Origin of the sequence: Sphingomonas sp. (genome assembly GCF_036388435.1) — a bacterium.
In the GTDB taxonomy this organism is placed as follows: domain Bacteria; phylum Pseudomonadota; class Alphaproteobacteria; order Sphingomonadales; family Sphingomonadaceae; genus Sphingomonas.
In genome coordinates this window covers 62390-86280 of record NZ_DASVRV010000001.1, presented here as the reverse complement: position 1 = coordinate 86280, position 23891 = coordinate 62390, and the positions used below count along the sequence as shown (strand labels likewise).

General features: G+C 67.2%; 21 protein-coding genes and 1 pseudogene. 4 read left to right on the top strand and 18 right to left on the bottom strand.

The annotated features are described in order from the left end of the window. Positions 1-562 (top strand): annotated as a pseudogene (locus VF592_RS00460) (hypothetical protein); the annotation flags it as partial. Positions 563-714: 152 nt separating this feature from the next. On the opposite strand, the gene VF592_RS00455 reads toward VF592_RS00460, so the two are convergent. Then, on the bottom strand, positions 715-2196 hold the full coding sequence (locus tag VF592_RS00455) for a DUF2235 domain-containing protein (protein WP_331003623.1): 1482 nt from the start codon (positions 2194-2196) through the stop codon (positions 715-717). Between the two features lie 209 nt (positions 2197-2405). Here VF592_RS00455 and VF592_RS00450 point away from each other — a divergent pair, with 209 nt between their 5' ends. After that, positions 2406-3203: an NYN domain-containing protein gene (locus VF592_RS00450; protein ID WP_331003622.1), complete on the top strand. Its 798-nt coding sequence runs from the start codon at positions 2406-2408 to the stop codon at positions 3201-3203. Between the two features lie 527 nt (positions 3204-3730). On the opposite strand, the gene VF592_RS00445 is transcribed toward VF592_RS00450, so the two are convergent. The 9 genes from VF592_RS00445 to VF592_RS00405 form a co-directional block, all read right to left on the bottom strand. After that, positions 3731-5188: a class I SAM-dependent DNA methyltransferase gene (locus VF592_RS00445; protein ID WP_331003625.1), complete on the bottom strand. Its 1458-nt coding sequence runs from the start codon at positions 5186-5188 to the stop codon at positions 3731-3733. After that, a complete protein-coding gene (locus VF592_RS00440; RefSeq protein WP_331003621.1) occupies positions 5178-6059 on the bottom strand; it encodes a hypothetical protein in 882 nt (293 codons plus the stop codon). Before VF592_RS00440 ends, VF592_RS00445 begins: the two co-directional genes overlap by 11 nt. Then, entirely contained in the window at positions 6056-9346 is a 3291-nt protein-coding gene (locus tag VF592_RS00435; protein ID WP_331003620.1) for an AAA family ATPase, read from the bottom strand. The genes VF592_RS00440 and VF592_RS00435 overlap by 4 nt, the downstream gene beginning before the upstream one ends. Positions 9347-9655: 309 nt before the next feature. Then, on the bottom strand, positions 9656-10021 hold the full coding sequence (locus VF592_RS00430) for a hypothetical protein (protein WP_331003619.1): 366 nt from the start codon (positions 10019-10021) through the stop codon (positions 9656-9658). Further along, on the bottom strand, positions 10018-10872 hold the full coding sequence (locus tag VF592_RS00425) for a hypothetical protein (protein WP_331003618.1): 855 nt from the start codon (positions 10870-10872) through the stop codon (positions 10018-10020). The genes VF592_RS00430 and VF592_RS00425 overlap by 4 nt, the downstream gene beginning before the upstream one ends. 62 nt (positions 10873-10934) lie before the next feature. Next, positions 10935-11678, bottom strand: coding sequence for a DNA/RNA non-specific endonuclease (locus tag VF592_RS00420; protein ID WP_331003617.1), 744 nt, complete (start codon positions 11676-11678; stop codon positions 10935-10937). 416 nt (positions 11679-12094) lie between these two features. Continuing rightward, positions 12095-13009, bottom strand: a complete 915-nt coding sequence (locus VF592_RS00415; protein WP_331003616.1) for an energy transducer TonB — start codon at positions 13007-13009, stop codon at positions 12095-12097. A gap of 139 nt (positions 13010-13148) precedes the next feature. Next, the gene (locus tag VF592_RS00410) at positions 13149-13748 is read right to left on the bottom strand and encodes a TIR domain-containing protein (RefSeq protein WP_331003615.1); all 600 of its coding nucleotides are present in this window, start codon (positions 13746-13748) and stop codon (positions 13149-13151) included. A gap of 57 nt (positions 13749-13805) precedes the next feature. Continuing rightward, positions 13806-14387, bottom strand: a complete 582-nt coding sequence (locus VF592_RS00405; RefSeq protein WP_331003614.1) for a hypothetical protein — start codon at positions 14385-14387, stop codon at positions 13806-13808. 203 nt (positions 14388-14590) lie between these two features. On the opposite strand from VF592_RS00405, the gene VF592_RS00400 reads away from it, so the two are divergent. Beyond that, positions 14591-16033, top strand: a complete 1443-nt coding sequence (locus VF592_RS00400; RefSeq protein WP_331003613.1) for an SIR2 family protein — start codon at positions 14591-14593, stop codon at positions 16031-16033. Between the two features lie 189 nt (positions 16034-16222). Here the strand turns inward: VF592_RS00400 and VF592_RS00395 are convergent, their stop codons facing one another. From VF592_RS00395 to VF592_RS00360, 8 genes are all read right to left on the bottom strand, one after another. Further along, positions 16223-16681: a MarR family winged helix-turn-helix transcriptional regulator gene (locus tag VF592_RS00395; RefSeq protein ID WP_331003612.1), complete on the bottom strand. Its 459-nt coding sequence runs from the start codon at positions 16679-16681 to the stop codon at positions 16223-16225. Further along, complete coding sequence (locus VF592_RS00390; protein ID WP_331003611.1) at positions 16678-17094, bottom strand: JAB domain-containing protein; 417 nt, start codon at positions 17092-17094, stop codon at positions 16678-16680. The genes VF592_RS00395 and VF592_RS00390 overlap by 4 nt, the downstream gene beginning before the upstream one ends. Further along, positions 17072-17557 carry a hypothetical protein gene (locus tag VF592_RS00385; RefSeq protein ID WP_331003610.1) on the bottom strand — a complete coding sequence of 162 codons (486 nt, stop codon included), beginning with the start codon at positions 17555-17557 and terminating at the stop codon, positions 17072-17074. The genes VF592_RS00390 and VF592_RS00385 overlap by 23 nt, the downstream gene beginning before the upstream one ends. Positions 17558-17601: 44 nt before the next feature. After that, positions 17602-17946, bottom strand: a complete 345-nt coding sequence (locus VF592_RS00380) for a hypothetical protein (protein ID WP_331003609.1) — start codon at positions 17944-17946, stop codon at positions 17602-17604. A 35-nt stretch (positions 17947-17981) separates the two neighbouring features. Then, positions 17982-18485 carry a helix-turn-helix transcriptional regulator gene (locus VF592_RS00375; protein ID WP_331003608.1) on the bottom strand — a complete coding sequence of 168 codons (504 nt, stop codon included), beginning with the start codon at positions 18483-18485 and terminating at the stop codon, positions 17982-17984. 641 nt (positions 18486-19126) lie between these two features. After that, the gene (locus VF592_RS00370) at positions 19127-20653 is read right to left on the bottom strand and encodes an alkaline phosphatase D family protein (RefSeq protein WP_331003607.1); all 1527 of its coding nucleotides are present in this window, start codon (positions 20651-20653) and stop codon (positions 19127-19129) included. Between the two features lie 381 nt (positions 20654-21034). Beyond that, positions 21035-21304: a hypothetical protein gene (locus VF592_RS00365; protein ID WP_331003606.1), complete on the bottom strand. Its 270-nt coding sequence runs from the start codon at positions 21302-21304 to the stop codon at positions 21035-21037. A 128-nt stretch (positions 21305-21432) separates the two neighbouring features. Beyond that, positions 21433-22305, bottom strand: coding sequence for a Fic family protein (locus VF592_RS00360; protein ID WP_331003605.1), 873 nt, complete (start codon positions 22303-22305; stop codon positions 21433-21435). 344 nt (positions 22306-22649) lie between these two features. Between VF592_RS00360 and VF592_RS00355 the strand changes: the two genes are divergently transcribed. Further along, a complete protein-coding gene (locus VF592_RS00355; RefSeq protein ID WP_331003604.1) occupies positions 22650-23579 on the top strand; it encodes a hypothetical protein in 930 nt (309 codons plus the stop codon). Positions 23580-23891 lie beyond the last annotated feature (312 nt).

Here is a 23891-nt window from a genome sequence, read left to right as displayed (position 1 = left end):
GGACGCCATCACCGTAGCTGGAAAGCGCATCGACGATGCGGTGGCGACCTATCTCCTTCGCAGCGCCGATCTCGTCGTCGCTCGCGGCGCGTCGCTGGTGCGTCCGTGGGTGGACACGCGTCTACCCCATGCTGGAGGGTGCGGCTGGGCCTGCACTAGCGAGGAGATCGACTGGCGCGATCGTGGCATCGCTGGCCTTGCGGCCGGTATGCCGCTCGAACTCGAAGAGCGGAGCCGGCGCGCGGGCCAGGATGTCGATGCGGTGCTGACGGTGCTCCGGCAAGTTTTCGATGACGGCCGTACCGCGCTGTCCGTCCTCATCGAGAACGCGATGCGGCCATCTTGGAACGTGCGTGCCTGGGGCGCTCGGGATCCGACCGAGGAGAGTATGCGCCTCGCCGGGTACCAATGGAGTTCGGAGGATCGGGTCTGGATGAAGCATGTGGTCGACCGTGACCGCGAAGCAGCATGGCTGGCCCAGCACGTCTACGGGACAGTTCGGAATTGCAGCGATGCGCGCCCGTCCTGGGCGTTGCTGTCGCGGTTTACGCGTCATGCGTGAGCGTCGCTTCCCGACTGCCCGAGTGGAGGAGCAGTGCGCCGATCGCGGCAATGGACCATTTCGTTGCTGTCTGCGGAACATCCAGGAGGACTCTCGACGCCCATCCGGACGACGGCACGACCCGCACGTTCCCGCGCCGCTTTAACGTCAGGCTACGGCCCGACTGAGTCGCCCCTCGTCGTGATCGGCCCCGTCATCAGCGCGGCCTCGCGATCCTGGTAGCGTGTGGCGAGGGCTGGGTCCTTTGACAACGCGGCCGGAAGGTACGGCTCCCGGCGACCGCATTTGAGGATCGAAGGCAGGGCCATCCGCTCGACAACGGTCGGATGGTACGGGGCTCCGCTCGCCTCGTAGCGGGGCTTCGCCTTCCACGTCCGTCGAAGCCGGCGTGGCCACCAGCCGGGATAGGCGTCGAGCATGCCCTCGACCTCGCAATGCTGGACCCCGCTCGCCGACGGGAACACGTTGAGCTTGTCCCGCTCGAACAGGACCGGGTGCGGGAGCGCGGACGCCTCCTCCACCATCCAGCCCAGGGCTATGTCGGACAGTCTGCTCTCGTCCTCCGGATAGCTGCCGCCGACGTCCGAGTGGTTCCCCGCAAACCACATCTGGCGGAACCGCTCCACCTCTCCCAAACCCGGTGGGGAGGTTCCTTCGCTAGGTTGGCCCCAGGCGACGCGCGCGAAGTCGGAGCGGGTCTCGTCGATCGCTAGTGCGTGCCGGGCGAACGGCACCCTTGCATCCAGGTTCGTGTCGTAGTTCCCGAACCGCCAGCCGGTCCAGTGGAGGCGCAGCTGCCACCGCGACGGGTAGCGTGTGATCACCTTGAGCCGCGCCCGGACAACCTTGTAGGCGAACACGGCCGCGGCGGCGGCACCGATCCATAGGACCGTGTCTCGGAACTGCGCATCCGTGACGATGACGGCGAGCTGGGCGACGACGGTAACTGCCAGAGCGACCGCGACCGCGAGCCCAGCCAACATCAGGATGCGTCGCACGCCAACGGCCCCCAGAGCCGCCACCGTATCGAACACTCCGATGAAGTATGGCGCGGCGTTCGCGCGGCCGGCGTGGTCGCTGCCGTACTTGCGGCGGAAGCGGAGCGCGAGTTCCTGGCGCTCGGCCTCGTGCTTCGTGCGGCTTCGACCGGAGCCGTGCTCGTACACCTTGTGGACCGCCTCCTCGGCGATCGCGCGCAGCGCGGTCCCGGTCCTCGGAACGGGCCGCCCGTCGATCAGGCGTTCGGGAACGCCGCAAAGCCTGATGACGCCAGCCACGCACCGCGCGGTGTAGGCGCCCCGGCTGAACCCGAACAGGTAGATGCGATCACCGGGTTCGTATTGCTTGAGCACGGCTTCGTAGCAGTCGACGATGTTGCGACCGATGCCCGCGCCCGTCGCCGAGCTTGCGAACTTCCGCAGCGCTGCGGCGAACTTCGTGCGCATGTTCTCGGAGTCGCTGTCGGTGCCGAGGCCCGGGTCGTAGAAGGCGATCTGATCGGCGGGATCGATCCGGCTGTCGGGTCCGATCCGGGTCGCCCGATACATCTTGTAGATGTTGCTCAGGCGCTGGTCGGGCCGAAGCCCGCCGGCCTGTCCTGTCCCATCGGCATAGATCAGGATGTTCTTCGCCACATTCTTCGCTCCCCCGGCCGCTCGGCACGAACCTTCCATACCATGGGCCGGTGCGAAACCGTCTTGGAATGCTTTGACGCGGGTTTCACAGGGCAACAGCTTGCTCGACGCTGCGAGAACGCAGTCGTTGCCGCAGGAGATCGTATCGCATGCGCGCTCCGGGATTGATGGAGCGGTGACGAGAAGTTGGTCTCGCCTATAAGGCGCCGATGGCAACCGAACATGATCGTCCCCACAGGCTCGCTGTCCTGATCGATGCGGATAACGCGTCTCCCCGTATCGCGCCCGGTCTCTTCAAGGAGATTGCCGCGATCGGCGAGGCAAGCGTGCGTCGTATCTATGGTGACTTCTCGGGTACGCGACTGAAGGGCTGGTCGGAGGTGCTGTCCACGCATGCAATCATGCCCCACCAGAATTTCTCCAATACCGTTGGGAAGAACGCATCGGACATCGCCTTGGTAATCGACGCGATGGATCTGCTCCACACTGGGCGGTTCGATGCGTTCTGCCTCGTGTCGTCGGACAGTGACTTCACCAGGCTGGCCGCGCGCATTCGCGAGCAGGGTGTCGACGTCTATGGATTCGGGGAGGCGAAGACGCCGGCGAGCTTCCGCCAGGCTTGCAGGCGCTTCATCTACACCGAGAACCTGGTCTCGGCGGCGGAGCCGGACACCTTGACCAGCACGGACGTCGAAACCGTGCCGGTGGCCTGCCCTGCCTCGCTGAAGCAGCCCCCGACTGCCGCCGTGCCACTGATTGAGACGGCGCTGAGCCAGATGGAGGACCAGAACGGGTGGTACTTCCTCGGTGCCGTCGGCAACCGACTTCCCGTCCTCATGCCTGACTTTGATCCACGAACCTATGGCTGCGCGAAGCTCGTCACGTTAATCGAAAGATCGGAGGCGTTCGAGGTGCGGCGCGAGAACCTCACGGTCCACATCAAGCCGAGGGCGATGCGCGAAGCGCACCAGGTCGTCGACCCGAATGTAATGAATGGTCGCGTGTAGCGTCGGGATGGGTCGGTCGCCACGAACTCAGACACGACCTCGCTTTTGCGGAAACAGCCATCCCCGCTCGATCGACGACGGATATCGGCTGGCGGAGCGCGGCTGTCGGGCGACGCCGTTGAAAGCGGCCGTGCATCCCTGCGCGGCCGATGCCGTAGTCCTGTCCCGACGCATCCCAGAACGGCGCCAGCGGCCACCGGTCCAAGCATGGCTGGAGCAAGCAGCGGCGCGCGAGGCGCACCTCGATGGCGTCGACCCGCCTGTAGCCCGACCGCGCCATCGCGGAGCGCAGGATGCGCAGCGCACGGTTGATCACGACCTGCCGATGACGCGACAGGGACCCGTCTCACTGGAAGCCCTGCGACGTTACGAGGAGCACGTCCTCGGGTCCATGCCGCCGGTCTGCGGCGGCCGGTAGCCGTCGCATGGGGACGGCCGCCAGCCGGTGTCGCCCCGACCGGCGTCCCCGCATGCCTGGCGCCGTCGCCGCGTCCGGTCCGGTGCGGGAAGTCCAGCTCGCCCACGCGTCACCGCGCCTTGAGCTGCTGCTCGATCGCCCTAATCGCGTCGGCCGCCGCCTCGAGGCGCTCAATGATCTCCGCCGCGATGGCTGCGGGCACATCGTGCTCCACCTGCTCGGTAGAGTTCACGAGGCCCAGATCGAGGCTGCAGCGGTCTGACGCCAGTGCCTCCGCGACGGAATGGGTGCCGAAATGCTCACCCTCCACCCGGCCCGACCTCCTCCTCCCGCCGTAGCTCCGGACGAAGTCGGCCAGCGCGTCGTCGGTGAGCGGATCACCCCGCAGGCTGAAGCGACGCCCCGTGCGCATGTCGTAGGTCCAGAGCCGGCCGCGCTTGACGGGTCTCTCCGTCGGCCGATCGAAGAACAGCACGCTCGACTTGACCGAGCCTGCGTAGAAGATCCCGGGTGGGAGTCGCAGCAGGGTGTGGACGTCGAAGCGGGTCAGCAGCGCGCGCCTGACCGCCTCGCCGGCGCCGCCTTCCGACAGGAGGCTGTCAGGCACGATGACGGCCGCGCGGCCGCCCGGGCTGACGAGCGACATGACGTGCTGTAGGAAATTCAGCTGCTTGTTGCTGGTGGTCGCCACGAAGTCTGGACGCCCGTAGACGAGGCGTTCCGCATCGGTGTCCGCCTCGGTGCTGAACGTCATGGAGCTGCGGCGCCCGAACGGCGGGTTGGTCAGCACCAGGTCGAACGTCCGCTCGGGCTGCGCCAGCAGCGCGTCGCCGACATGGATCTCGATCTCGTCGTCGGGGATCCCCCTGAGGTGCAGGCTCATGAGGCAGAGGCGCGCGGTGTCGGGCACGATCTCCCATCCCGCGAAGAGCGACGGGGCGGCACCGCGCCTGCGTTCATTTCGACCGCCGCGGGCACCGATCGAGCGGCGCGCCTCCAGCAGGAAGCCGCCCGTGCCGCACGCCGGGTCGCAGACGCTTTCGCCTTCCACCGGCCCCATCACCGCGGTGATCGCGCGGAGCAGCGGCCTTGGCGTGAAGTACTGGCCGGCCCCGCTCTTCACGTCCTCGGCGTTGCGCTCCAGCAGCCCCTCGTAGATCGCGCCCTTCACGTCGATGTCCATGTCGGACCAGCGCTCCGCGTCGATCAGCCCGATAAGACGCTTGAGCTTGGCCGCGTCCTGGATCCGATTCTGGGCGCGGGCGAAGATGCGCCCGACTGTGCCCGCTTGGTGGGAGAGCGTCTGGAGCACGTTGATGTAGCGGGCCTCGAGGGGAAGCCCGCATGGGTCGAGGAGGTCGCGCCACCTCGCGCCCTCGGGCAGCGCGGACGCCCGCTCCCCGCCCCGCGTGGCCTCCTCCTCCATCTTCAGGAAGAGGAGGAAGGTGAGCTGCTCGACGTAGTCGCCGTAGCTCACGCCGTCGTCCTTCAGGACGTTGCAGAAGCCCCACAGGCGCTGGACGACCGCGCGCGCGTGGCGGTCCGGACTTGGGTGGCTAGAGGTCACGGTCAAATATCTCCTGAACCCAGGGCAGCGTCTTGTAGGCGCCAAGGTAGATGCGGGCGGCGCTCGACAGCTCCGCTTTGTGGCGCGCCTTCTTGATGAGTTCCTTCTTGGCCCGCTTCCGGCCCTCCGCGTCACCCGCCTCGATCGCGTCCTGCCCGGCGGCAACCAGGGTGCGGATGTCGATCGCGATCTGCTTGCGCTCGCGCACGAGGCTGGTGTGGTCGAGATGGTACAGATCGATGCTGCACAGCGCGCGCTCCCGCGCCTCGCTGTCGGCGTCCTCGTCGACCGGGGCCGGGAAGCCGTTGGTGAGGAACGTGAGCTGCTTCGTGTCCTCGTCGATAAGGGGGTCGAGGAGCTTCGGCCGGTCGTCGGCGTCGTCCTCCATCTGCTGGCGGAGTGGCGGTTCGATGACGGGGAAGTAGTCCTGCTTTCCGCCGACCCGGCCCGTCTTCACGTCCCGCCGACGCGAGTTGCAGTAGGTGCAGGACAGGCGCAGGTTGCGCCAATCGAAGGCGCGCCACCAGTAGCCCGGATGGCCGGCCGCTCCGTTGACCCGGCCTTTCGGTCGGAAGTGGTCGACGGGCTTGTCGGAACGGTCTTGGCGCTTTTCGCAGTACCAGCACTTCTCGTCGCTCGCCGCCGCCAGCGCCGGGCTCGCCGCTGCCCAGACGCGCGATCGCTTCTCGATAGCCTTGTGCAGGGCCTTCAGGGCGGCCCGTTCGGCATCCTCGGCGGATTGCCCCTCCCCGAGCGCGGCAGAGCGCGCCTCGTCGGCCTTGTCGGACACGAACGTCCGCGCCTCCTCGACCCGGTCGTCCCAGTCGTGCGGCAGGTCCAGCTCGACGTCGTCGTTCAGGATGTACCTCAACGGGCCGCGGCCTCCTCGGCCTCGATCTCCGCGAGGATCTCGTCCGTCTCGTCCGCGAGCTCGGCCATGTCGGTCGTATCGAGGAACTGCTGGTTGAGCAGCGCCGCCGTTCTGGGTCGGCGCGCCACACCCTTCAGGAACGCGCGGTAGTATGGGTCCGAGCTGGCGGTGCGAAACCCGAGCGCCTCGATCTGGTCGGTCACCTCTTTAAGGCGTGCGGTCTCGCCGTCGCTAAGCGTCTCCTTGCCGGCGAGCACGGCCTGCCTATGCAGTAGCTCCAGCGTCGGGCGGTCCAGGTCGGAGCCGAAACCGAACATCTCACTGGTGAGGATGCCGGTGAAGCCGAGCCCCCGGGGGCTCTCCGTCGCCGGGCGCCATTCGCAGCGTCCCTCCGGCCGGGTGCGTCTTAGCAGGTGGATCTGCTCCTTCTCCTGGGCGACGATCACGAGCGGGTCGTGGGTAGACATCAGGATCTGGCTGGTGGCGAGGTCCTCGCCGTCGTCCATGATGCGGCCCAGGAGGTCGAGGTAGTCGATCGACCAGTGCGGGTTCAGGTGAGTATCGGGTTCGTCGAGCAGCACCAACGAGTCGTGCGATTTGGTGAACCGGAGCAGCCCGAGGACCGTCAGGAGCTGCTGCTCGCCTTCGCTCATCTCGCGGAAAAGGATCGGGGTCCCGACGCGGCCCGCCCCGTCGACGACGACGCTGACCTTCACCTCACGCACCATGCGGGAGAAGTCGGCGCTCTCCAGCGCGAGGAAGAAGGTGCGCGCGTCGGGATACTCGTCGGCGAGCAGGCGGAGGTGCTCGGCATCGGGAATCAGGAAATGGAGCTGCTCCTCGCGGGTCTGGCGGTATCCCTCGTCGACCGTGGCGAGGATGCGCAGCGGGGCGAGCGCGATGCGCCGCAGTCGCTCGAGGAAGTGGCGTACAACGCCCCTCGCCCCCCAAAAGGTGCTCGCGTCCTCCCCGGGCTGGGCCCAGTCGGGTTTCCTGATCACGAACACGGCCGCGCCGAACCCCACGATGCGCAGGCGTTCGCGCAGGAATTGACTTATGACCTCGTCCTCCTTGTGGAAGTAGCCGAGCATCACGTACTTGGCGTGGTGCACCTCGGCGCAGAAGAAGCGCCTCTCCTCCAGCAGCCTCAGCATTTCGGCGGGATCGTCCGAGGCGCTTTCCACAAGGCGCTGATAGTGCTCGCGGTCGAGCGGCCTGAAGTGCTCCGCGAGACGGTTGGTCGGCCCGGAGTAGTAGCCGAATACGAAGCGCGGCAGGGGAATGTCGTCACGGCCGATCTTCACCAAGCGGCCCGCCTCTCCGGCTTTTGCGGTCAGCTGCCGCTTGCCCTCGGGCGACCACGACAGCTCCACCGTCCTGCCGCCGATCTCGTAGCGGATCCGGTAGGCGAACTCCGTGGCCGGGAGCTTGCCCCGGGCCATCAGCAGGTCCCGGAAGATGACGACTAGCGCTTCGAAGAGGTTTGACTTGCCGGTCCCGTTCCAGCCGAGCACGATGTCGATCGCGTGCGCAGGGTCGAACTCGACGCGGTAGTCGCGGAGGTTCTTGAACTCGCCGATCCAGAGCTCGACGAGCCGGAAGCGGTGTCCGGGTGTGCGATCGCGGGGAATTTTGGCGAAGAGCGTCTCTCGAAGCGGTTCGCGACCCCGCTGTGCGAGAGACTTGAAGTGCTCGAGCACCGCCCCGTCCATTAGAATGTCCTCGTAAAACGCGCCGGCCTGCTCTGGTTCGTAGCCGGCGGCGTCGAACAGCGCCCGCGCGTCGGCAGCACGCCCCAGGCCAGCGACGGCCTCGGACAGCGGGGTCCGCCTCTTCTCGGTTTTCGGCATCTTCGCCCTCCTCCGCCTGTCGATTTTTTCCTCGACGTCCTGCGCCTCGATCGCCGCGATCTCTTCCGCGAGCTCGCGCAAGGTCTCCTGCGCCGTTCCTTCGTTGCCAACTTGGGCGACGAGCCGGCCGTCAGCGGCGCTCCGCAGGATCGAGCGCCTCAGGCCGTCGATGCGGGCAAGTGTCTCCAACACCCGCTCCTCCGCCACCGCCATCCCGGCGAGCGCGCCGTCGAGGCGATCGGCGATCAGCGACTGCTCCTCCACCGGTGGCACGGGCACGACGAAGTCCGCCAATTGCTTGGTCGATATGTGCTGGATCATGCTGCCGGTGCTCAGGCCGTCGACGAAGCGCCTGAACTGCGGCGAGCGCAGCATGTGGAAGAGGAACCGCGTCGAAAGGTCCGGGGCGTTCAGCCGGGCGAGACGCTGGTTGAGGATGCAGTCGTCGCCACGTCCGGTCATGCACACCCGCCCGAGGAAGCCTCCGGCAAGCGACTGCGCAGTGAGGTTTATGATCAGCTCGCCGGGCCCGACCCGCAGCTCGGGGCTGCGGGCGGCCACCTCGGGGGGCAGGTGACGCGTGGCCGAGGGCTTCCAGGTGATCCCGCCGTCGGGCGCGAGGTTGCCGGGTCTGAGCAGGCGCACGCCCTGGTCCGAGTACTGGGTGCTCGGGAACGCTCGGCCGTTTTGCTCGGATCCGATCGCGTCCCATCGGACCCGGAGCCAGCCGTGCGGCTCCCGCTGCTCGCCCGCGTCGTCTCCGCCGCTCGGCCGTCCGTCCGCGACTGCGGGCGGTCGCGACGGCTCGCCAGGGCCGGCGCCGTCGTCGACCTGGGCGTGCCGCGCCTCCCGCCAGTCCCGCGTCAGCTCCCCATCGAACGCGAGGGCCAGCATCGACTTCCGGTAGGCTTCAATCTCCGCTCGCGCCTGCTCCGCATTGCTGGCGGCCTCGAGCAGCCGGGCCTGCAGCGTGCGCACCCGCCGCGCAATGCGCGTCTGCTCGGCAAGTGGGGGGATGGCGAGCTCGAACAAGCCGAGCCGCTCGTAGCTCACCCGCGGGTAGAGCGAGGACGTGGCGCCGACAGTAGCGTGAGCCACGACGTCGTCGGCGAGCAGGCGTAGTGCGAGCCAGTCCGGGTCGACGTGGCGGAGCCGCCGCAGCACGAGGAACTCCGTCGAGCAGCTGCCGTCGAACGTGGCTCTCCAGACCTTGTTCAGGTTTGGCCGCAGGCGGGCATACAGCACGTCGCCGCGCCGAAACCCGGCCTTGTCACTCCTGGTGGTAGCCGCGTCCGCATCGCCGACGAGCCTGCCCGTGTCGCGCTCGATGTTTTCCAGGCCGACGAGCGCGCGGTCACGCGCCTCGGATGGCTCGACCCGCTCCCGGCGCAACCGTGTAATCGCCGCGATCGTCGTGCGGGTCCAGCCGGCTGGCAATCCGCGTCCTCTCATCTATCTGCACGCGCCGAGACGGCGTTTATCGTTCTACCCACTTCCGCCGGAGCGCGACGGATTGGGTCCCCGCGGCTGGTTAGGTGGTGGGGGTGCCAGCTTGCAAGCCGCCATTTCCTCGGTGTTGGTCATGCGCCAACCGGATGGGCCCGGGTCCGCGCGCAGGTGGCGCCCTCCTCGGTCCCGGCCGCACCGCGTCGGAGTCCAGGCGACCACCGTCGCGGCGACGGATGCCCGACGCCTTTGTCCGTGGCATGGGTCAGCCTGCGACCCGCTTTCCCGCTTCGATCGCTGTCAGACGAGCGTTGCCATGCGGACCGCGTCGTCCACGGTGCCCAGCATGGACGTGATGCTCCTCACCAGCCGCTCGCACCGCTCGAGGTCGGCGATCTCCTCCTCGATCGCCGGGATCGCAGCCGACACGGCGCGGGCGTGCCGCGCGATCTCCTCGGTCTGACGCGCAAGCAGGACGCGGCCGGTGGCGGTGACGCGCGCGTTCACCTCGACGATCTGGTCCGTGATCGCGCCGATGGCGGCCGCCGTCGGCGCATTGTCGATCGACCTCTCCAGCCGACCCGCGAGCGCCACCAGATCGCGGTGCATCGCCTCCAGGTCGGGGTTGGCCACGTTACCGCCGCTGCCGGCGCTCGCCTCTGTCATCGCGCCTCTCCGGCCTTGTCGATCGCGCGGTAGGCCGCCTCCGTCCGGCCGAGCCGATCGTCGACGTCCCTGAGCACCTCGTCGAACGGCCGACTGGATCCCGCCGCCGCCGCCGTGTGGGCGTCCGCGAGGCCGAACAGCGTCGCGCGCAGTCCTGCCAGGGCGGCGAGCTGCGCGTCGCGTCGGTCGATGCCGGCGAGGTAGTCGGCGACGATCTGCCGCTGACGGGCCTCGGCCTTCTCGGACGCGGCCACGGCATAGGTCCTCTGATAGGCGGAGAGCGCGGCCGTCCAGTTGGACGAGACCGTCCCGCGCAGTCCCTCGCCGTCGTCCGCCCCGACCGCCTCCGCCATCGCCGTGAGCAGCTTTCGCACATCGGGATCGGTACGCTGCAGGATGTCCCGCGCCGTGGCCTGCGCGCGCAGGTCGACGAGCGCTCCCGCCAAGGCCGCGAAGCCGGCCGCGACGCCCGGATCGAGGTTCGCCGCGGTCGAGCCGGATGCGAGCTGGACGCCAAGCTGACGAAATGCATCGGTCTGCGTGCCGCCCCTGCCGCTACCGGTCAGCGTCGCGAGCAGGTTGCCGTATCGCGCAAGGTCGCTGAGCGAGGTGCGCCACCGGACCGCCACCTCCGGCGGGATGGCGGGAGGGAAGCGACGCTCGGACAGCGCGATGGCGCCGGATCGCACGAACCGGTCGACCTCGACCGAACGCGTCAGCCGGTTGGCCTCCGCAAAGGCGATTGCGACGTCGCTCTGCAGCCCTGTCGCCGCCCGACCGAAACCGGCCAGATCGGCGGGCGGCGTCGTCGCGCAGGCCACCGCGAACAGGGATGGACCGAGAGTCGCCATGATTTTTCCGCGATGCCGGCCGGCCATCATGTGGGACACCCGAGCGCCGGGGATAGATCGGTTCATGTCCGTCGCTCCAATCTTGGGAAGAGTCCCAATCGCGACCGCAACTCGACCTCGTCGATGGCGACCCGAGCGTCGCAGTGGTTCAACGACCGGGGTGTCGCGGTGTCCATGATGAAGGAGGCCAGCCGCCCGTCCTGGGTCGCCACCACCTTCCAGTAGCCGGACGGCACCCGGTGACGCTCGTCCGCGCCGGGCAATGCGGGCATGACCCGCTCGAACAGCGGTCCGGTCAGCACATAGACGGCCACGTTCTCGCGCCTGGCGAGCTCATTCTCGCTCGCCTCCAGCCTCTGCCACGGAGCCTGGTTCAGTCCTGCGCCCTGGGGCGTGATGTTGGACAGGATGTTCGTGTCTTTGGCGAAGGGCGTGCCGGAGAACGCCGCGAGCGGAGCCTGGTGACCGCGGTCAATGCCAAGCGCCTTCGGTGCGCCGACGAAATCGTCGGGTTCCAACGTCTCCTCCGGCGAAAGCCAGGGATCGGCCGACCATGTCCGCTCGCCCGACGGACCGATCGAGTCGGGTGTGACCCGGTACGCCACCCAGTCGGCCATCTTGGTGAGGTCGTTCGAGGCCAGCGTGTAGATCTCGCGCACGACGACGTCGTCGATGCCCGCCGCCCCGATCGGGCACCCGTGCAGGCAGTGTAAGGTGTGCAGCTCTCCACCGTCGCGGGCGACAGCGCCCGCGGGACCGCCGACGAGAATGAGGCCGACTAGAAGAAGGATCGGCAGCCTGCTCATCGCATCGAAGTCTCGCGAAGGACGCCGCCGATGCCAAGAGCCCGGAGCCTCGGTTTAGACCGCATTTGTAGAACAAAGACGGATCATGTTCCAGCGCCGAATCCGGTGACGGTCCGTCGCCGCCACAGACGCCGTACGCGCCGGGGCTGGCGGATGGGCCGGCGCGACGAGGACCCGAACACGCCCAACCCTAACGGCCGCGCAGATGCGTAGATATTCCCGGGCAGTCGGCGCGCAGATTCCCGATCCTGACCGGAGATCCTGTGGTCGCCCAACGAAATGCCGACAGTGGACGCGGTGGCTCGCGGCTCCCGGAGAGCGATGTCGCCGTCTCGCGGTTGGCGGTGGATCGTATCGCCGAGCAGGTCAGACCGTGAGGTGCGACCTGGCCAATGCGGTTCATATGCCACTCTGTTCTATCCGGCCGGCAGCAAGGGCGGCGCTTCCGGTTCCGGCATTTTCCAGGTGACCGCGTGTGAGGCTCGCCCTGTCGTCGGCTCGCCCTTGTCGTCGGTGGCGGGGTCGAACCGCACGCGCGAGCGGAATATGCGGCAGGTGGTCTGGTCCAGATCGGCGGAGCCGCTGGAGGACGCGACCGTGCAGCCCGACACGCGCCCGTCGGCCCCGATCTCCAGCTCCACCGCGACGCGGCCCTGCGCTCCGGCCCTCATCGCGGCGGGCGGATAATTCTCCGCCCCGAACATGAGCGCGAGGTCGCCGCGCACCTTGGCGGACCTGGGCTCCACCCTGACACCGGCGAACGGGTCGTCGGCGATGTGCGAGAAGCGCCGACGCTCGCGCTCGGCTGCGGCCTTGACGGAGCGCTTGGCCGCCAGGCATCGCTCGACCGTCTGAAGCGCTGCGGCCGACCCGGAGAGGTTCAGGCTATCGACGAGTGTCTCGCCCATGTAGATCTTGAAGCCCGAAGCTGCGGCGAAGGCGGGGATGAAGTCGGCCGGGAAGCGCGAAGCGAATCCCTTGCGCCCGGACGACTCGCCAAGGCCGATGGACGCGCCTCCCCCGAACGACTCGTCCCCCATCACGAAGGTCAGGTCGTATTCCTGATCCTTCTTCGCCGACCATTGGAAGTTCGTGACCACGACCAGCGCATGGCCGTCGAGGTACTTGGCGACGCTGAGCTCGGTATCGCCCTTGCCCTCGAACTCGGACGTGAGGGCGCAGTATTCGTCACCCTCAGCGATGTCCCAGCCGGCCGTTCGTGGCCAGTCGCGCGCGGACGCAGGCACCGACATCGCGAGCGCCGCCACAGCCAGGCTCGTCGTCCACCAGCCGGCAATCGAGGCCAGCGCACGACCCGAAAACAACACCATCTTCTCCCCTTGCACCTTCCAGGCGGCGACACTGCCCCGACCGTCGATACGGTCAAGCGGCGGCAAAACCGTGGCGCCGGCAGGTTTGCTCGGCGGGTTCTCGATCAGGCGAGTCCACGGTGCGCAGGAGCCGACGCATTCAGCGACCGGCCAGACCGGCCGCCATCTCGATCCAGCCGCCGATGTTCTCGCGACCTCTCTGCGCGACGAAGTCGTACCGCATGCAACGTTTTGAGATAGGCACGACGGTGCTGGAGACAGGAGGCGTGAACCAAAGATCGCGCGCGGGGATCGCAAGGGTGTAGTCCGCGTACTTGACCCAACGGCCGTCTACCACCTCCGCCAGGTGGATGGCCGATCCCGCCCGGTACACGCCGACCTGGCTGAGGGGATCCGTTCCGCGAACCGTCGTTATACCCCTGCTGTTCTTCACGCCGTGGACGTCGACGGTGAGCAGGCCGTTGCCACGGATGACGCTTCTGGCGATCTCGTAGCGAACCCACCGCCGCGTCGCCGTCTGCGCCCCGTTCAGGACGCATGTGACGGAGGTGTTGTACAGTCCGTCGCGCAGAAAGCGCTTGAGCGAGGCATCGCTCTCCCGCTTCTTGGCCTCGAACACGCTGTTGTCGAAGAAGCCCTGGGGCGCTTCGGCATCGGTGACGACCCAACTGTTCCGGACGTTCCAGGCTCGCCAGACGTCTGGACCGTAGTGGAAGGAGAAGAAGGTCCTGCGCGCCATGCGTCTCTCAGCCGATCCTCGTCTGCTTGGCGATGTTCGGGATAGATCGATGGCTCATCACGCCGTCTTCCGGAACGATTGCGGCGTCTCGACCCAGCTGCGCCAGTCCTTGTAGTCGCTGGCTGCGCGATGCACGCGCAGCCCCTGCGTGGAAAGGGTGAGAGCACCTTCGTCGATCCATGGGTAGATCCCGAGATACTCCTGCCCTCGGAAATCCTGCTGCGCACTCCTGGTCACCGGAAGGATGGCGACGGCGCCGCGGAAGCCGTCGAAGAAGCCGAGCTCCCACGGCATCCATGTGGACGTGCCTGAATTCTCGGTGTGGAGGTAGACCAGCGATCGACAGCTCCTCATGCGCAGCCTGATCCGTTCGGCGGTGGCGGCGTTCACGCGCGATCGGTCCAGCTGCGGATCCTCGAGCCAGTCGACGTACACGGATCGGTTGTTGTCCTCGAGGATCAGCTTCACACCCAGGACCACTTCGGCGTCTCGGACGGAATGGCTGAGGAAGACGTCGTAGGTTCGCGTGGTGGGAGCGGTCCGAATGTGCTCGTTGAGGATCGCGGCGGCAGTAACGCTCGCGTAGGCCGTCGAGCGCCGGGCCCGCGCGCGGATCCGTTCTTCCGTGAAGGTCGCCATCGTTCTCCTTCCACCCCCGTTTCGAGCGCGCTTCCTACCGATCTCCCGTGCCGCGCCGACGAGATTTGCAACCGATCCGGTTGCGATCCACCCTGCCCGATGGTCCTTGCCGGTGTCACTGGGATGCATGTGCCGTCCAGGTCTCGACGGCGGTGCGGGACGAGGCGTCCGTCGCCCGGTGGTGTACGGCAAGGAGGACGGTAATGCGTGCTGAGATCAGACGGTTCGTCGACGACTACTTCGCGGAGCTCGAGGCCGGGAACGCGGCGATACTCGCTGGTGCGGGCCTGTCGGCCCCGGCTGGCTTCGTTGACTGGCGCGAGCTTCTCCGGCCACTCGCCGAGGAGATCGAACTCGACGTCGATCGCGAGACCGACCTTCCGGCGGTGGCGCAGTTCCACGTCAACCGGAACGGGATGAACCGCCACCGGCTCCATCGTGCGGTCATCGAGGCCTTGTCCGCGGACACGCCGCCGACGGCGAACCATCGGCTCCTCGCGCGCTTGCCGGTCACGACGTGGTGGACGACGAACTACGACCGACTGATCGAGGCGGCGTTGCGCGAGGCAGGCAAGGTGGTCGACGTGAAGTCGGCGGTCCCGCAGCTCGCCAACACGATGCCGCGGCGGGATGCGGTGGTCTACAAGATGCACGGCGATGTCGATCGCCCGGACGAGGCGGTGGTGACGCGCGACGACTACGAGGCGTACCCGCACCAGCGTGGCGCATTCATCAACGCCCTCGCTGGCGACCTCGTGTCCAAGACGTTCCTATTCGTCGGCTTCAGCTTCACCGACCCGAATCTCGAGCACGTGCTTTCGCGGCTTCGCACCAGCTTCAAGGACAATCAGCGCAGGCACTACGCACTGTTTCGACGACGTTCGAAGCTCGTCGGCGAATCCGAAGAGGAGTACGAGCATGGACGCGTCCGCCAGATCCTGGTCCTCGAGGATCTGCGGAGGTACAACGTCCAGGCGGTTCTGGTCGACGAATATGCGGAGATCACCGCGATCTTCGAAGAGCTGCTGCGACGGTACCGGCGACGGACGGTGTTCGTCTCCGCCAGCGCGGCCGACTTCGAGCCGTGGGGCGAGCACGCCGTCTCGCAGTTCATGCGTTCGCTGGGCACCGCGCTGATCGACAGCGGGGTGCGTGTCGCCACCGGGCTCGGTCTCGGGGTGGGCAACGCCCTGTTCACGGGTGCGGTCGAGGAGGTGCTCCGGACACGTGCCGGTCACATCGAGGATCTCATCGTCGTCCGTCCCTTTCCGCAGGTGATACCGACGCCCCAGCGCCAGGCCGTATGGGAGCAGTACCGGCAGGACATCATCGGGGAGGCCGGACTTGGCCTGTTCCTGTTCGGCAACAAGGAGGTCGGCGGCTCGATCGTTCCGGCCGATGGCGTCCGGCGTGAGTTCGAAATCGCCCATCAGCACGGACTCGCGCTGATCCCGGTCGGCGCGACCGGCTCGATGGCTCGTGAGCTCGCCGCGGAGGCGGCAGGTGCGCCGGAGACCTTCCTGAGCGGACTGGACGAGGCCGCGAGATCGCAGCTGGAGCGCTTGGCGGAGCCGGTCGAGGACCTCCAGGCGCTCGTGGCGCCCATAGCGGCGCTCGTGCGCTCGTTGAGGGGCGGTCGGCGCTAGGCGCCGCCAGGTGCGCCACCGGGCGGTCGAGCTGCGGCCATGCCGCCTCGAACCTCAACGCGACCGACCCGCTGTTCGCATTGCATCGCGCCCGACATCTTCGAGAGGCCGCGCCCTCGGGGTGAGGCTTCAGGTGCGTCCTCGCCGACCACCGCGCCCGCGGTACCGACCGCGGTGCCGCCCCTGGGACTATATGGTTTCGAGGTAGGACCTCATCGCGGCCTCGGCCTCCGGGGTCAGCTCGACGAGGCGTCGGCGGTTGTCCGCTCCGTCCCTCCAGCAGCGCACGAGCGACTGGCGCTCTAGGTTGCCGAGCCATCGAAGCCCGGTGGTGCTCGCGACGTTAGCACCGCCGCAGGCGCTGGTGACGCTGATCGTCTGGCCCTTCTCGCGCGCGATGAAGAGGTCGAGGAGCATGTCCCATGCCGGCTCGCGGAACAGTCGTGACTGTCCGGGGAAGGCGCGGTGCCTGGCCTGACGCTGCCGGTATAGGGTCTCCGCGCGCTCCAGATGGGTGGGTGGTGTCAGGCCGCGCGGGAGCTTGGGCGGTGATGCTCCGTGCTGCTCATCGCCCTCCCCGGGTGCAAGCAGACAGTCGAGGGCGTCTCCGTCCTCGTGGCTGAAGCGCCACAACCGGACGGCGGTCATGATCCGATGGCGCCCATCGCGCGAAGGCTCGCGACCTTCCGGCCCGCGATGATCAGGTTGTCGTGGACCTCGATCCCCAGTCCACGGCGGACGTTCACGAGTGCGCGGGTCCGTTCGATGTCGCTTCGGCTCGGCACAGGATCGCCGCTGGGGTGATTGTGCGCGAGAACCAGGCCCGCCGCTCCGATCTGTACGGCGCGGGCTATGATCTCCCGGACGTAGAACGAGGTCGCGTCGATCGCTCCGGTCGCGAGGATCTCGTCATGAAGAAGGCAGGTGGCGCTGTTCAGGTACGCTCGCCGAGCGAAGTCGGGCGCGATGAGCGCTCTCAGGTGGTCCGTCTCTGAGATCGGGCTCCTGCCTGCCGTCCGCGTTCGGGCCCGGCGTGCATCAATCCCGTCGTGGGCGCTCATGGCTGGGCACCCGGATGCGGAACGGTTTCCAGGACGGGTCCGTGCCGGCCAGGTGCACCCGCCGTCCATGCCGCCACGTACCGAGCGCCATGACCAGCAGCATCGGATAGCCCCATCCGCGGACCTGGAGCGCGTAGCCGAAAGCGAGCATCGACGGATCGAGCATCTTGGCCGTGTGGGCGATCACCGCCGCCGTCTGGAAGCCGGCGATCCAGAGCGGCCAGAAGCGGGTTGATCTGATGGCAAGGATGGCAAGCCCGATGAGCAGAGCCGCGTCGAGCATGTAGAAGCCGGTTGCCACCCGCGCTCCGCTGCCCGGTTCGTCTAGCCGAGGCATCAGGAAGCCGATCAGGTATGCGCCGAGTTGAAGCGACGCGGCGACCACCTCGCACGCGCCGCCTTTCAGGAACGCGTATCCACAGCATAGGACTAGAACTGCGACGAAGAGGTGGAACGTGCTCACGGCCGGCCGGAACCATCATGCGCAGCTCCGGTCAACCGACCGGATCACGCGGCTTCGACGACGCTGAGCCCGACGGCTTGTGCGGGAGCGGGGGTGTCGCCGTAGTCGCCGTATGAGACGGCACCCAGACCGAGGTCGAACTGCGCGTTGCGCAGGACCATGTGCGCCTCGTTGATGTGGTTGCGGGCCTCGATGAGCCGCATGCTCGCGAGGGCGACATGCTCCAGACTTTTGTGGGCGGTCGTCAACGGTGCTTTGGCCCGCTGCCTGCCCTTGATCATGGCCACCGTGAGCTGCGCATTGCGGATGATCGCGTCGTCGATCTCGCGCTCGTGCGGAATCAGATGCTCGGCGATGTCATGGGCGGCGGAAAGGCGTTCTTGGCGCATGGTCGGTTCCCCGCCGCGGCGCAGGACCGACGGCGCTATCGATTGCCGGGCTGCACCGACCCGTTGGCGCGGAGCGCTAGCCCGGTTGCCCCGTTCCCGATCGCGACGGCCAGTGCGGCGGCGGCGAGCGAAAGCAGGGCGATCGCGAAGATCCAACCGACCGTGATGAGCGGGGTCAAAGCGTTTCGCGGGCTGCTCCGTGTCGGAAAGGGCAGGCCGCCTCCGAGCCGTTCGGGCTCGTGGACGATCTGCCAATCCGGCAGTGCGCCTTCCGGTTCGTCCGTAACGGGATCGGCGACCACCCGCGCCGGATCGGCCCCTGATTCCGTCAGGGGTTCTCGCAGGCCTTGCCACAGGCGTGCCGCCTCGCGCCGGTTGCCGACGCCGAGCGCCGTGACCGCCTCGGCGATGTAGCCGTCGACCGTGTGCTTGCTGCCGATGCCGAGTTCGAGCGCGATCTCCTTGGAGGTCAGGCCAGCGGCGACAAGCCGGAGGCATTCCGCCTGGCGTTTCGGCAGTTTGGGTGTGGTCGGGTCCATTGTGGACCATCCTGCCCTTGCCTGCGCGATCTGTTAAGTACCGGCGGCGGGAGAGGAGTGCGTGAAGCCATGACGATTGAGCGATCGTAGCTTAACGACTGGCCGGAGAGATCGCATTGCGAAGTGTGATGCCCAGCCTGTCGAAATCGCGTCGTGCGAACGTCACACGGTGTCCGGCTCGTTCGACGTCGCCAGCTTGGGAGTCGCGGGATCGGCTCCTCCGCCGATTTCGGTCGCATCGGACAACATCGACAAGTTCCGGATTGTCCATGCCGCCTAGGTGCAGCCGGTACGGCGCAAGAGCGCCGATAATTACGGGGAGCGCAACCGCACGCGGGAATGGACGAGCGCCTCGATGCATGGCCACGGTTCGTGGAGCTGGCCGGCCGAGGACGTTCTGATCGGGGTGGAGGCGTCGCCACGCTTTGGGCTGAGCGGCACCAGGGTGCTCGATCGTGACGATCCCGACCAGAAGCCGATCCCGCTGGCTATGGACCGCCCCCCCCCGACCGCCCCGCATTCGCAAGCGCACCTTCGGGAAGATCAGCGGCATGTACCGGGTATTTGGACGTGACTCGTCTTGCTGACTCGCGTCCGTGACCTTCCGATCGACTCACCGGCCGGAGCAGTGATGGCTCGCGTCAGCCGGTCGGTGCCACACCCGTTGTCGACTGGACCACCTCCTCGTCCCTGGTCTTCCGCAGCGCATGGATGACCTTGGTGTAGGGTTCCCGCTCGTTCTCGACGAACCAGTTGGCCCATATGCGGTCGAGGCGTCCATCCTCGTCCGGCTCGAGACTCAGGTAGTTTCGCCGGCCGATGAAGCGATCCTGGGTTCCGGGGAAGTCGACCATCCGGGCGGCGATGCCCCGGTCGATCTCGTCGGTGCTGTCGAACAGGTGCCGCAACGCGAATAGCACCACGCCACCTGGTCCGGGATGGACGACGCCGGACGAGATCATCTGGTTGATGACGGCTCCGTGACCGCGCTGGCCGCGCGACGACTCGATCACGCCGAGAGCGGCGACGTGCACGTCGCCCGAGAGGATGGTCGAGCGGACCTCCTCGTCCTGTGAAAGCTGGAGCAGCCGGTGGATAAGCCGCAGCCGCTCGCCCTTGTGCGGTCGGCTGTTCCAATGGTCGCGGAGGTCGTCCTCCAGGTCCTGATGTCCCGGCAGCGCTCCCAGGAGCCGCTCCAGGGTGTCGAAGCCGGGGTAGACGACGGGTATGCTCGACATGACCATCAGGTGCTTGGCGTCGCCGACCTTGTCGAGCCAGCCGAAGACGTCGTTCCAGTGTGGCGGGCTCAGCACCTGGCGGTCCGTCCGCTCGCTTCGCATGTCCAGGGCGAGAATCGCGAGCGGGCCTACGATGTGGCCCCGACTGTAGCCGAAGTCCGCCGCGATCGACGATGCGTGGAATTCACCGTCGGCGAGATGCTGCTGGAACACCCGGAACGCCTTGCGGGCCGCCGGCCAGACCGCCTTCTGGAACACGTCGCATCGCTGGCGCGGCTCCGGGTACGAACCCCAGCCATCCATCAGGTCATGGTCGTCCCACATCGCGACCATGGGCACGCTGGCCATCATCGTCGCGATCTCGGGCTGCGACCACCGGTCGGTGTACAGGTCGAAGAAGAACTCCTCGACGGAGCTCACCATCTCACTGGTCGCCTCGGCGGCATTTCCGGCATCGTAGGGCAACCTGGCCCAGCGTCGGAGTTCCGGTACGGTGTCCCACATCGTGTCGGCGTAGACCTGGTCCCCTCCGAGAAGCAGGAGGTGATAGGGCGATCTGGCGTGTTCGGCAGCCATGCGGCTCCACATCGCGTTCTTGTCCTTGACGCCCTTCATCACCTTCGCGGACGAGAAGCCGTTGCACGAGGCGTACGCCATCGTCGGGGCGTGACCCCTCGCGGGCAGGCTGACGGTGAAGGTTCGATCGTCGACGGAGTAGTCGAACCGGGATGCCGCATCTTCGAGCGGCACGGCGAACCGGAAGCGGTAGGCGAACCGCCCGCCGTTGGACCATATGGCCTCTGGCGTCGAGCGGACCTCGGCGCCGCCTATGTCGATCACGAGATCGCTGGGCCGTTGCTTCGAGACCAGCACCGCTGTCAGGTGCCATTGGCGCGCGTCCGAGCGCTCAAGTGCAAGTACCGGTCCCACCGACGTGATCTCCCTGCTGCCCACGGTCGGGCTTCGAAATCTTATCCAGCTGATCGTGAGGTCGATGCCTCTCGTCGGAGTCGATCAGGCCCTTGGCGACCCAGTCCGACGAGTTGTGCTGCCCATGCATGGACGACGCCGTGACCCGCTCGACGCAAGAGCAGGCATGATTTGAACACAGGTCGATCCGACTGTCGAGCACGCGACGACGCCGGCCGCCGGATTGCATCCATTTCGGCTCGGGTTCCGCTACCGGATTGAAAGGCTAGGCAGGAGTTTTCCTCGGGCGTCGCATATGTTCTCCCGAAAACACGCTTTTCGGTCGCATGTCGTCTCGTCAGGCCGGGAGGACTCCGACCTGCAGGTAGTCTAGGATCCGTCTCACAAACGGGCGCGCGCGGCGTCCAGATCTGGTAGGCCGCGGGGTCCGACCACCCTGTAGCATCGCACCATGTGATCGCGGATCGAATAGAAGTTAAGGAGCCTGTCTCGCCCCCCGGTCCGCGAGACACGCTGTTCGACAAGCATCTGCTCGGCATCGAGTAGCTGCTTGCCCAGCATGGGCGTGACCTTGTCGTTCTTGCCCGACCACGGCGAGTCCACGATCTCCTGACATCGGGAGATGGTGAGGAACCTGTCCTGTACGGTCATGCGCTCAAAGCGATGGTCAAGGGCCTCTGCTGTGCCGAAACCAGATCGAGGTGGAGTTCGCTGCGCTGGGGTTCGGCCGCCATCGTGACAATCGGAACCGCGCCAGCGAGGATGGAAGGCGGGGTTACCTACCTGCCCGTACCGCGACGATGGTGCATGGCTGCGATCTGGGCGGGCGTTGGCAAGATTTGTCCGGGCTCTTCGTCATCGGCTTTCCTACCGGGCGACGAGGTAAGCTGCTTGTCCTTCTCGGGGTGGATTGCCTCCCGCAAAGTGCCCGCATACTCCTCCATGGTCGTGAGCAGGAGGCGGTGCATGAGCTCCTGATACGCGTCCGTGCCGCCACCCTTTTGCGCACGCTCGAGCGAGTCGAGATATTCGATTCTATCGTCAGGGCTGACCGGGACAGGCTGATAGCCCCCGCGTACGAGCATGAGGTTCATCAGCAACCGCGCGGTCCGGCCATTCCCGTCGTCGAACGGGTGGATCGAGACCAACCGGTAGTGCGCGTCGAAGGCGTGGCGCGGTGTGATCTCCGCGGTCTTCAGGCTGTCGGTGAAGTCGCGGGTGAGCCCTTCGACTTCAAAAGCTGGCGGGAAGCTGATGCTTGTGCCCTGGATACCACGGGGCAGCACCGCCCATGCACCCGCAATGTCAGGGGCGCTGTGCTTCAGCACCAGCTTGTGCAGCTGCAGGAGCGTGGAAACTCCGATGGGCTCCTCGCCGCTCGCGACCGCGTACATCCATTCGAGGGCCGCGTGATGGTCCTGCGCCTCGAGGTGGTGCTTGATCGGCTTTCCCTTGATCGTGGTTCCGTACGCGATGACCTCGGCGGTCTCGCGCAGGGTGAGCGTGTTTCCTTCGATCGCGTTGGACGTGTGGGTGAGCTGCAGGTCACGCTTCTCGCGCAACACGGCCAGAGCTGATGGCGGCAGCGGGCGCATGGTTGCCAGTTCCGCCTTGAGCGCGTCGATGCGCTTGGTCGTCTCTTCGATGCTCATGCTCGTGTCTCCGGGTGGCATACTACTCTTCGAACCCCTGCTCCGCCACGGCTGTCGGTCGGACGAGCGCCCATCCACGGACCGCTCTCCGTCGAACGCCCGATGCGCGTACGCCGAGCCCCTCGACCCCGCCGCTTGGTCGGACTTCAGCCCTCCGGCCAGACCTGGGGCGTCCGAACGCGACATCATGATCGGCCTGCCGCCCCAGTTCGTCGGCCGCGCCGTACGCCGGCTCGGCTGCCGCCATATGTTATTGGAACCGGAGCGGTCGCGAAAATGCCGACACGCGTAACGCTCCGTTCGGTCGGCCAGCCGTACGGGCCCTCCCGATGACTAGGGAGTGAGTGGCGTTGAGGATCGGCGATGTCGGAACGAAGGCTGTCGTGCTGCTGTACGGGAGCGCGCTCGCGGCGCTGCTCGCGCTGTCCGGCCTAGAGGTATATCGCGGCGTAGGCGATGAGAACGCACCCCAGTCCTCCGCTTGCCAGGCCTACCGCGCCCAGATGCCTCTCCAGGACGTGCTTCCCGCGCGTGAGGAGCAGCAGTCCGATCAGGATGGCGCCAAGGTTGCCGAGGCCGATCACGATCCTTCTGTACAGGCTCGCGCGGCCGCGGCCGCTCTCGACGCGGCCTGCGAAGCCAACGCCCTCTCCAGGGCCGCGCTCGGCACGAGCCCGTGGCTGTTCCTGTTCACGGCCATCTCCGCCTGTCTGTCCGGTGTCGGGGTGATCGCCGCGGCCGTCGCGCTCAAGCAGGGCGGGCGAAGTGATGACGGCCCGGACCGTGACGGCGCTGTGTCGGCTCGCCGCCGCCTCATCGGTCTGACCACCGCCCATCTCGTCATCGAGGTGGACTACCGTCCCGCGATCGACGGTCGCCGGCCGATCTGGTCCGTTTGCAATCTCGGCGACGGGCCGGCCCGGATCACGGGCATGGGGGTGGTCCGGGCCGGCGATCTGGCTCGCCTGGACGATGGGAGGCTGAAGCTGGTCGGCATTCAGCCATTCGATGTCGCGCCCGGCGAGCATCTCGCGCTTCCCCAGGTCCAACCCGACGGACATGGCTCCGAAACGCTCGTCGCGGTCGGCTACCGAGACGATGTGGCGGGCGCGGGGCTGATCTGGGCCTGCTTCGTTCTTCGAGGCGATCCCTTGCGCCAGGAGAAGCACGACGAGGGTCGTGTTCTGCACCAAGCTGTAGAAGAACGGCATAAACTGTTTTCCCTCTCTGTTGGAATGGACGCGCTTCCCGTTTCGGATCCGATCTCTTCGTGAGGACGAGGGCCGTGCGTCGATTAGCGGTGGGGCGGGGTCGGCCGCCTGCTCGTGCTGCCGGCCAGCAGACCGAAGCCGGTCTCGTTTGCCGATCGCGTCCGGCGGTGGCCTGATCCGCGTGCAACATCCGTTTCGGCTGCAATTAAGGGACGCCCGCAGCTCGATGCGCTCTATGCTCCGAGGAAGCGGGTGCTCGACCGCGTGGCAGACCTGGACGAGGATCGGCCAACCGGACCCCGCCGCCGACCGGGAGCCGGGACGATAAGGCACGAGACCGGACCCGTTCACGGCGGAGCGGACTAGAAAGGTACG

Coding starts and splice junctions, on each gene's coding strand:
- VF592_RS00405 (WP_331003614.1), bottom strand. CDS start 14,387: ATGGCGACCTTCACGGAAGAACGGATCCGCGCGCGGGCCCGGCGCTCG.
- VF592_RS00430 (WP_331003619.1), bottom strand. CDS start 10,021: ATGACAGAGGCGAGCGCCGGCAGCGGCGGTAACGTGGCCAACCCCGAC.
- VF592_RS00410 (WP_331003615.1), bottom strand. CDS start 13,748: ATGGCGCGCAGGACCTTCTTCTCCTTCCACTACGGTCCAGACGTCTGG.
- VF592_RS00415 (WP_331003616.1), bottom strand. CDS start 13,009: ATGGTGTTGTTTTCGGGTCGTGCGCTGGCCTCGATTGCCGGCTGGTGG.
- VF592_RS00390 (WP_331003611.1), bottom strand. CDS start 17,094: ATGAGCGCCCACGACGGGATTGATGCACGCCGGGCCCGAACGCGGACG.
- VF592_RS00395 (WP_331003612.1), bottom strand. CDS start 16,681: ATGACCGCCGTCCGGTTGTGGCGCTTCAGCCACGAGGACGGAGACGCC.
- VF592_RS00365 (WP_331003606.1), bottom strand. CDS start 21,304: ATGACCGTACAGGACAGGTTCCTCACCATCTCCCGATGTCAGGAGATC.
- VF592_RS00450 (WP_331003622.1), top strand. CDS start 2,406: ATGGCAACCGAACATGATCGTCCCCACAGGCTCGCTGTCCTGATCGAT.
- VF592_RS00420 (WP_331003617.1), bottom strand. CDS start 11,678: ATGAGCAGGCTGCCGATCCTTCTTCTAGTCGGCCTCATTCTCGTCGGC.
- VF592_RS00400 (WP_331003613.1), top strand. CDS start 14,591: ATGCGTGCTGAGATCAGACGGTTCGTCGACGACTACTTCGCGGAGCTC.
- VF592_RS00425 (WP_331003618.1), bottom strand. CDS start 10,872: ATGGCGACTCTCGGTCCATCCCTGTTCGCGGTGGCCTGCGCGACGACG.
- VF592_RS00380 (WP_331003609.1), bottom strand. CDS start 17,946: ATGCGCCAAGAACGCCTTTCCGCCGCCCATGACATCGCCGAGCATCTG.
- VF592_RS00360 (WP_331003605.1), bottom strand. CDS start 22,305: ATGAGCATCGAAGAGACGACCAAGCGCATCGACGCGCTCAAGGCGGAA.
- VF592_RS00375 (WP_331003608.1), bottom strand. CDS start 18,485: ATGGACCCGACCACACCCAAACTGCCGAAACGCCAGGCGGAATGCCTC.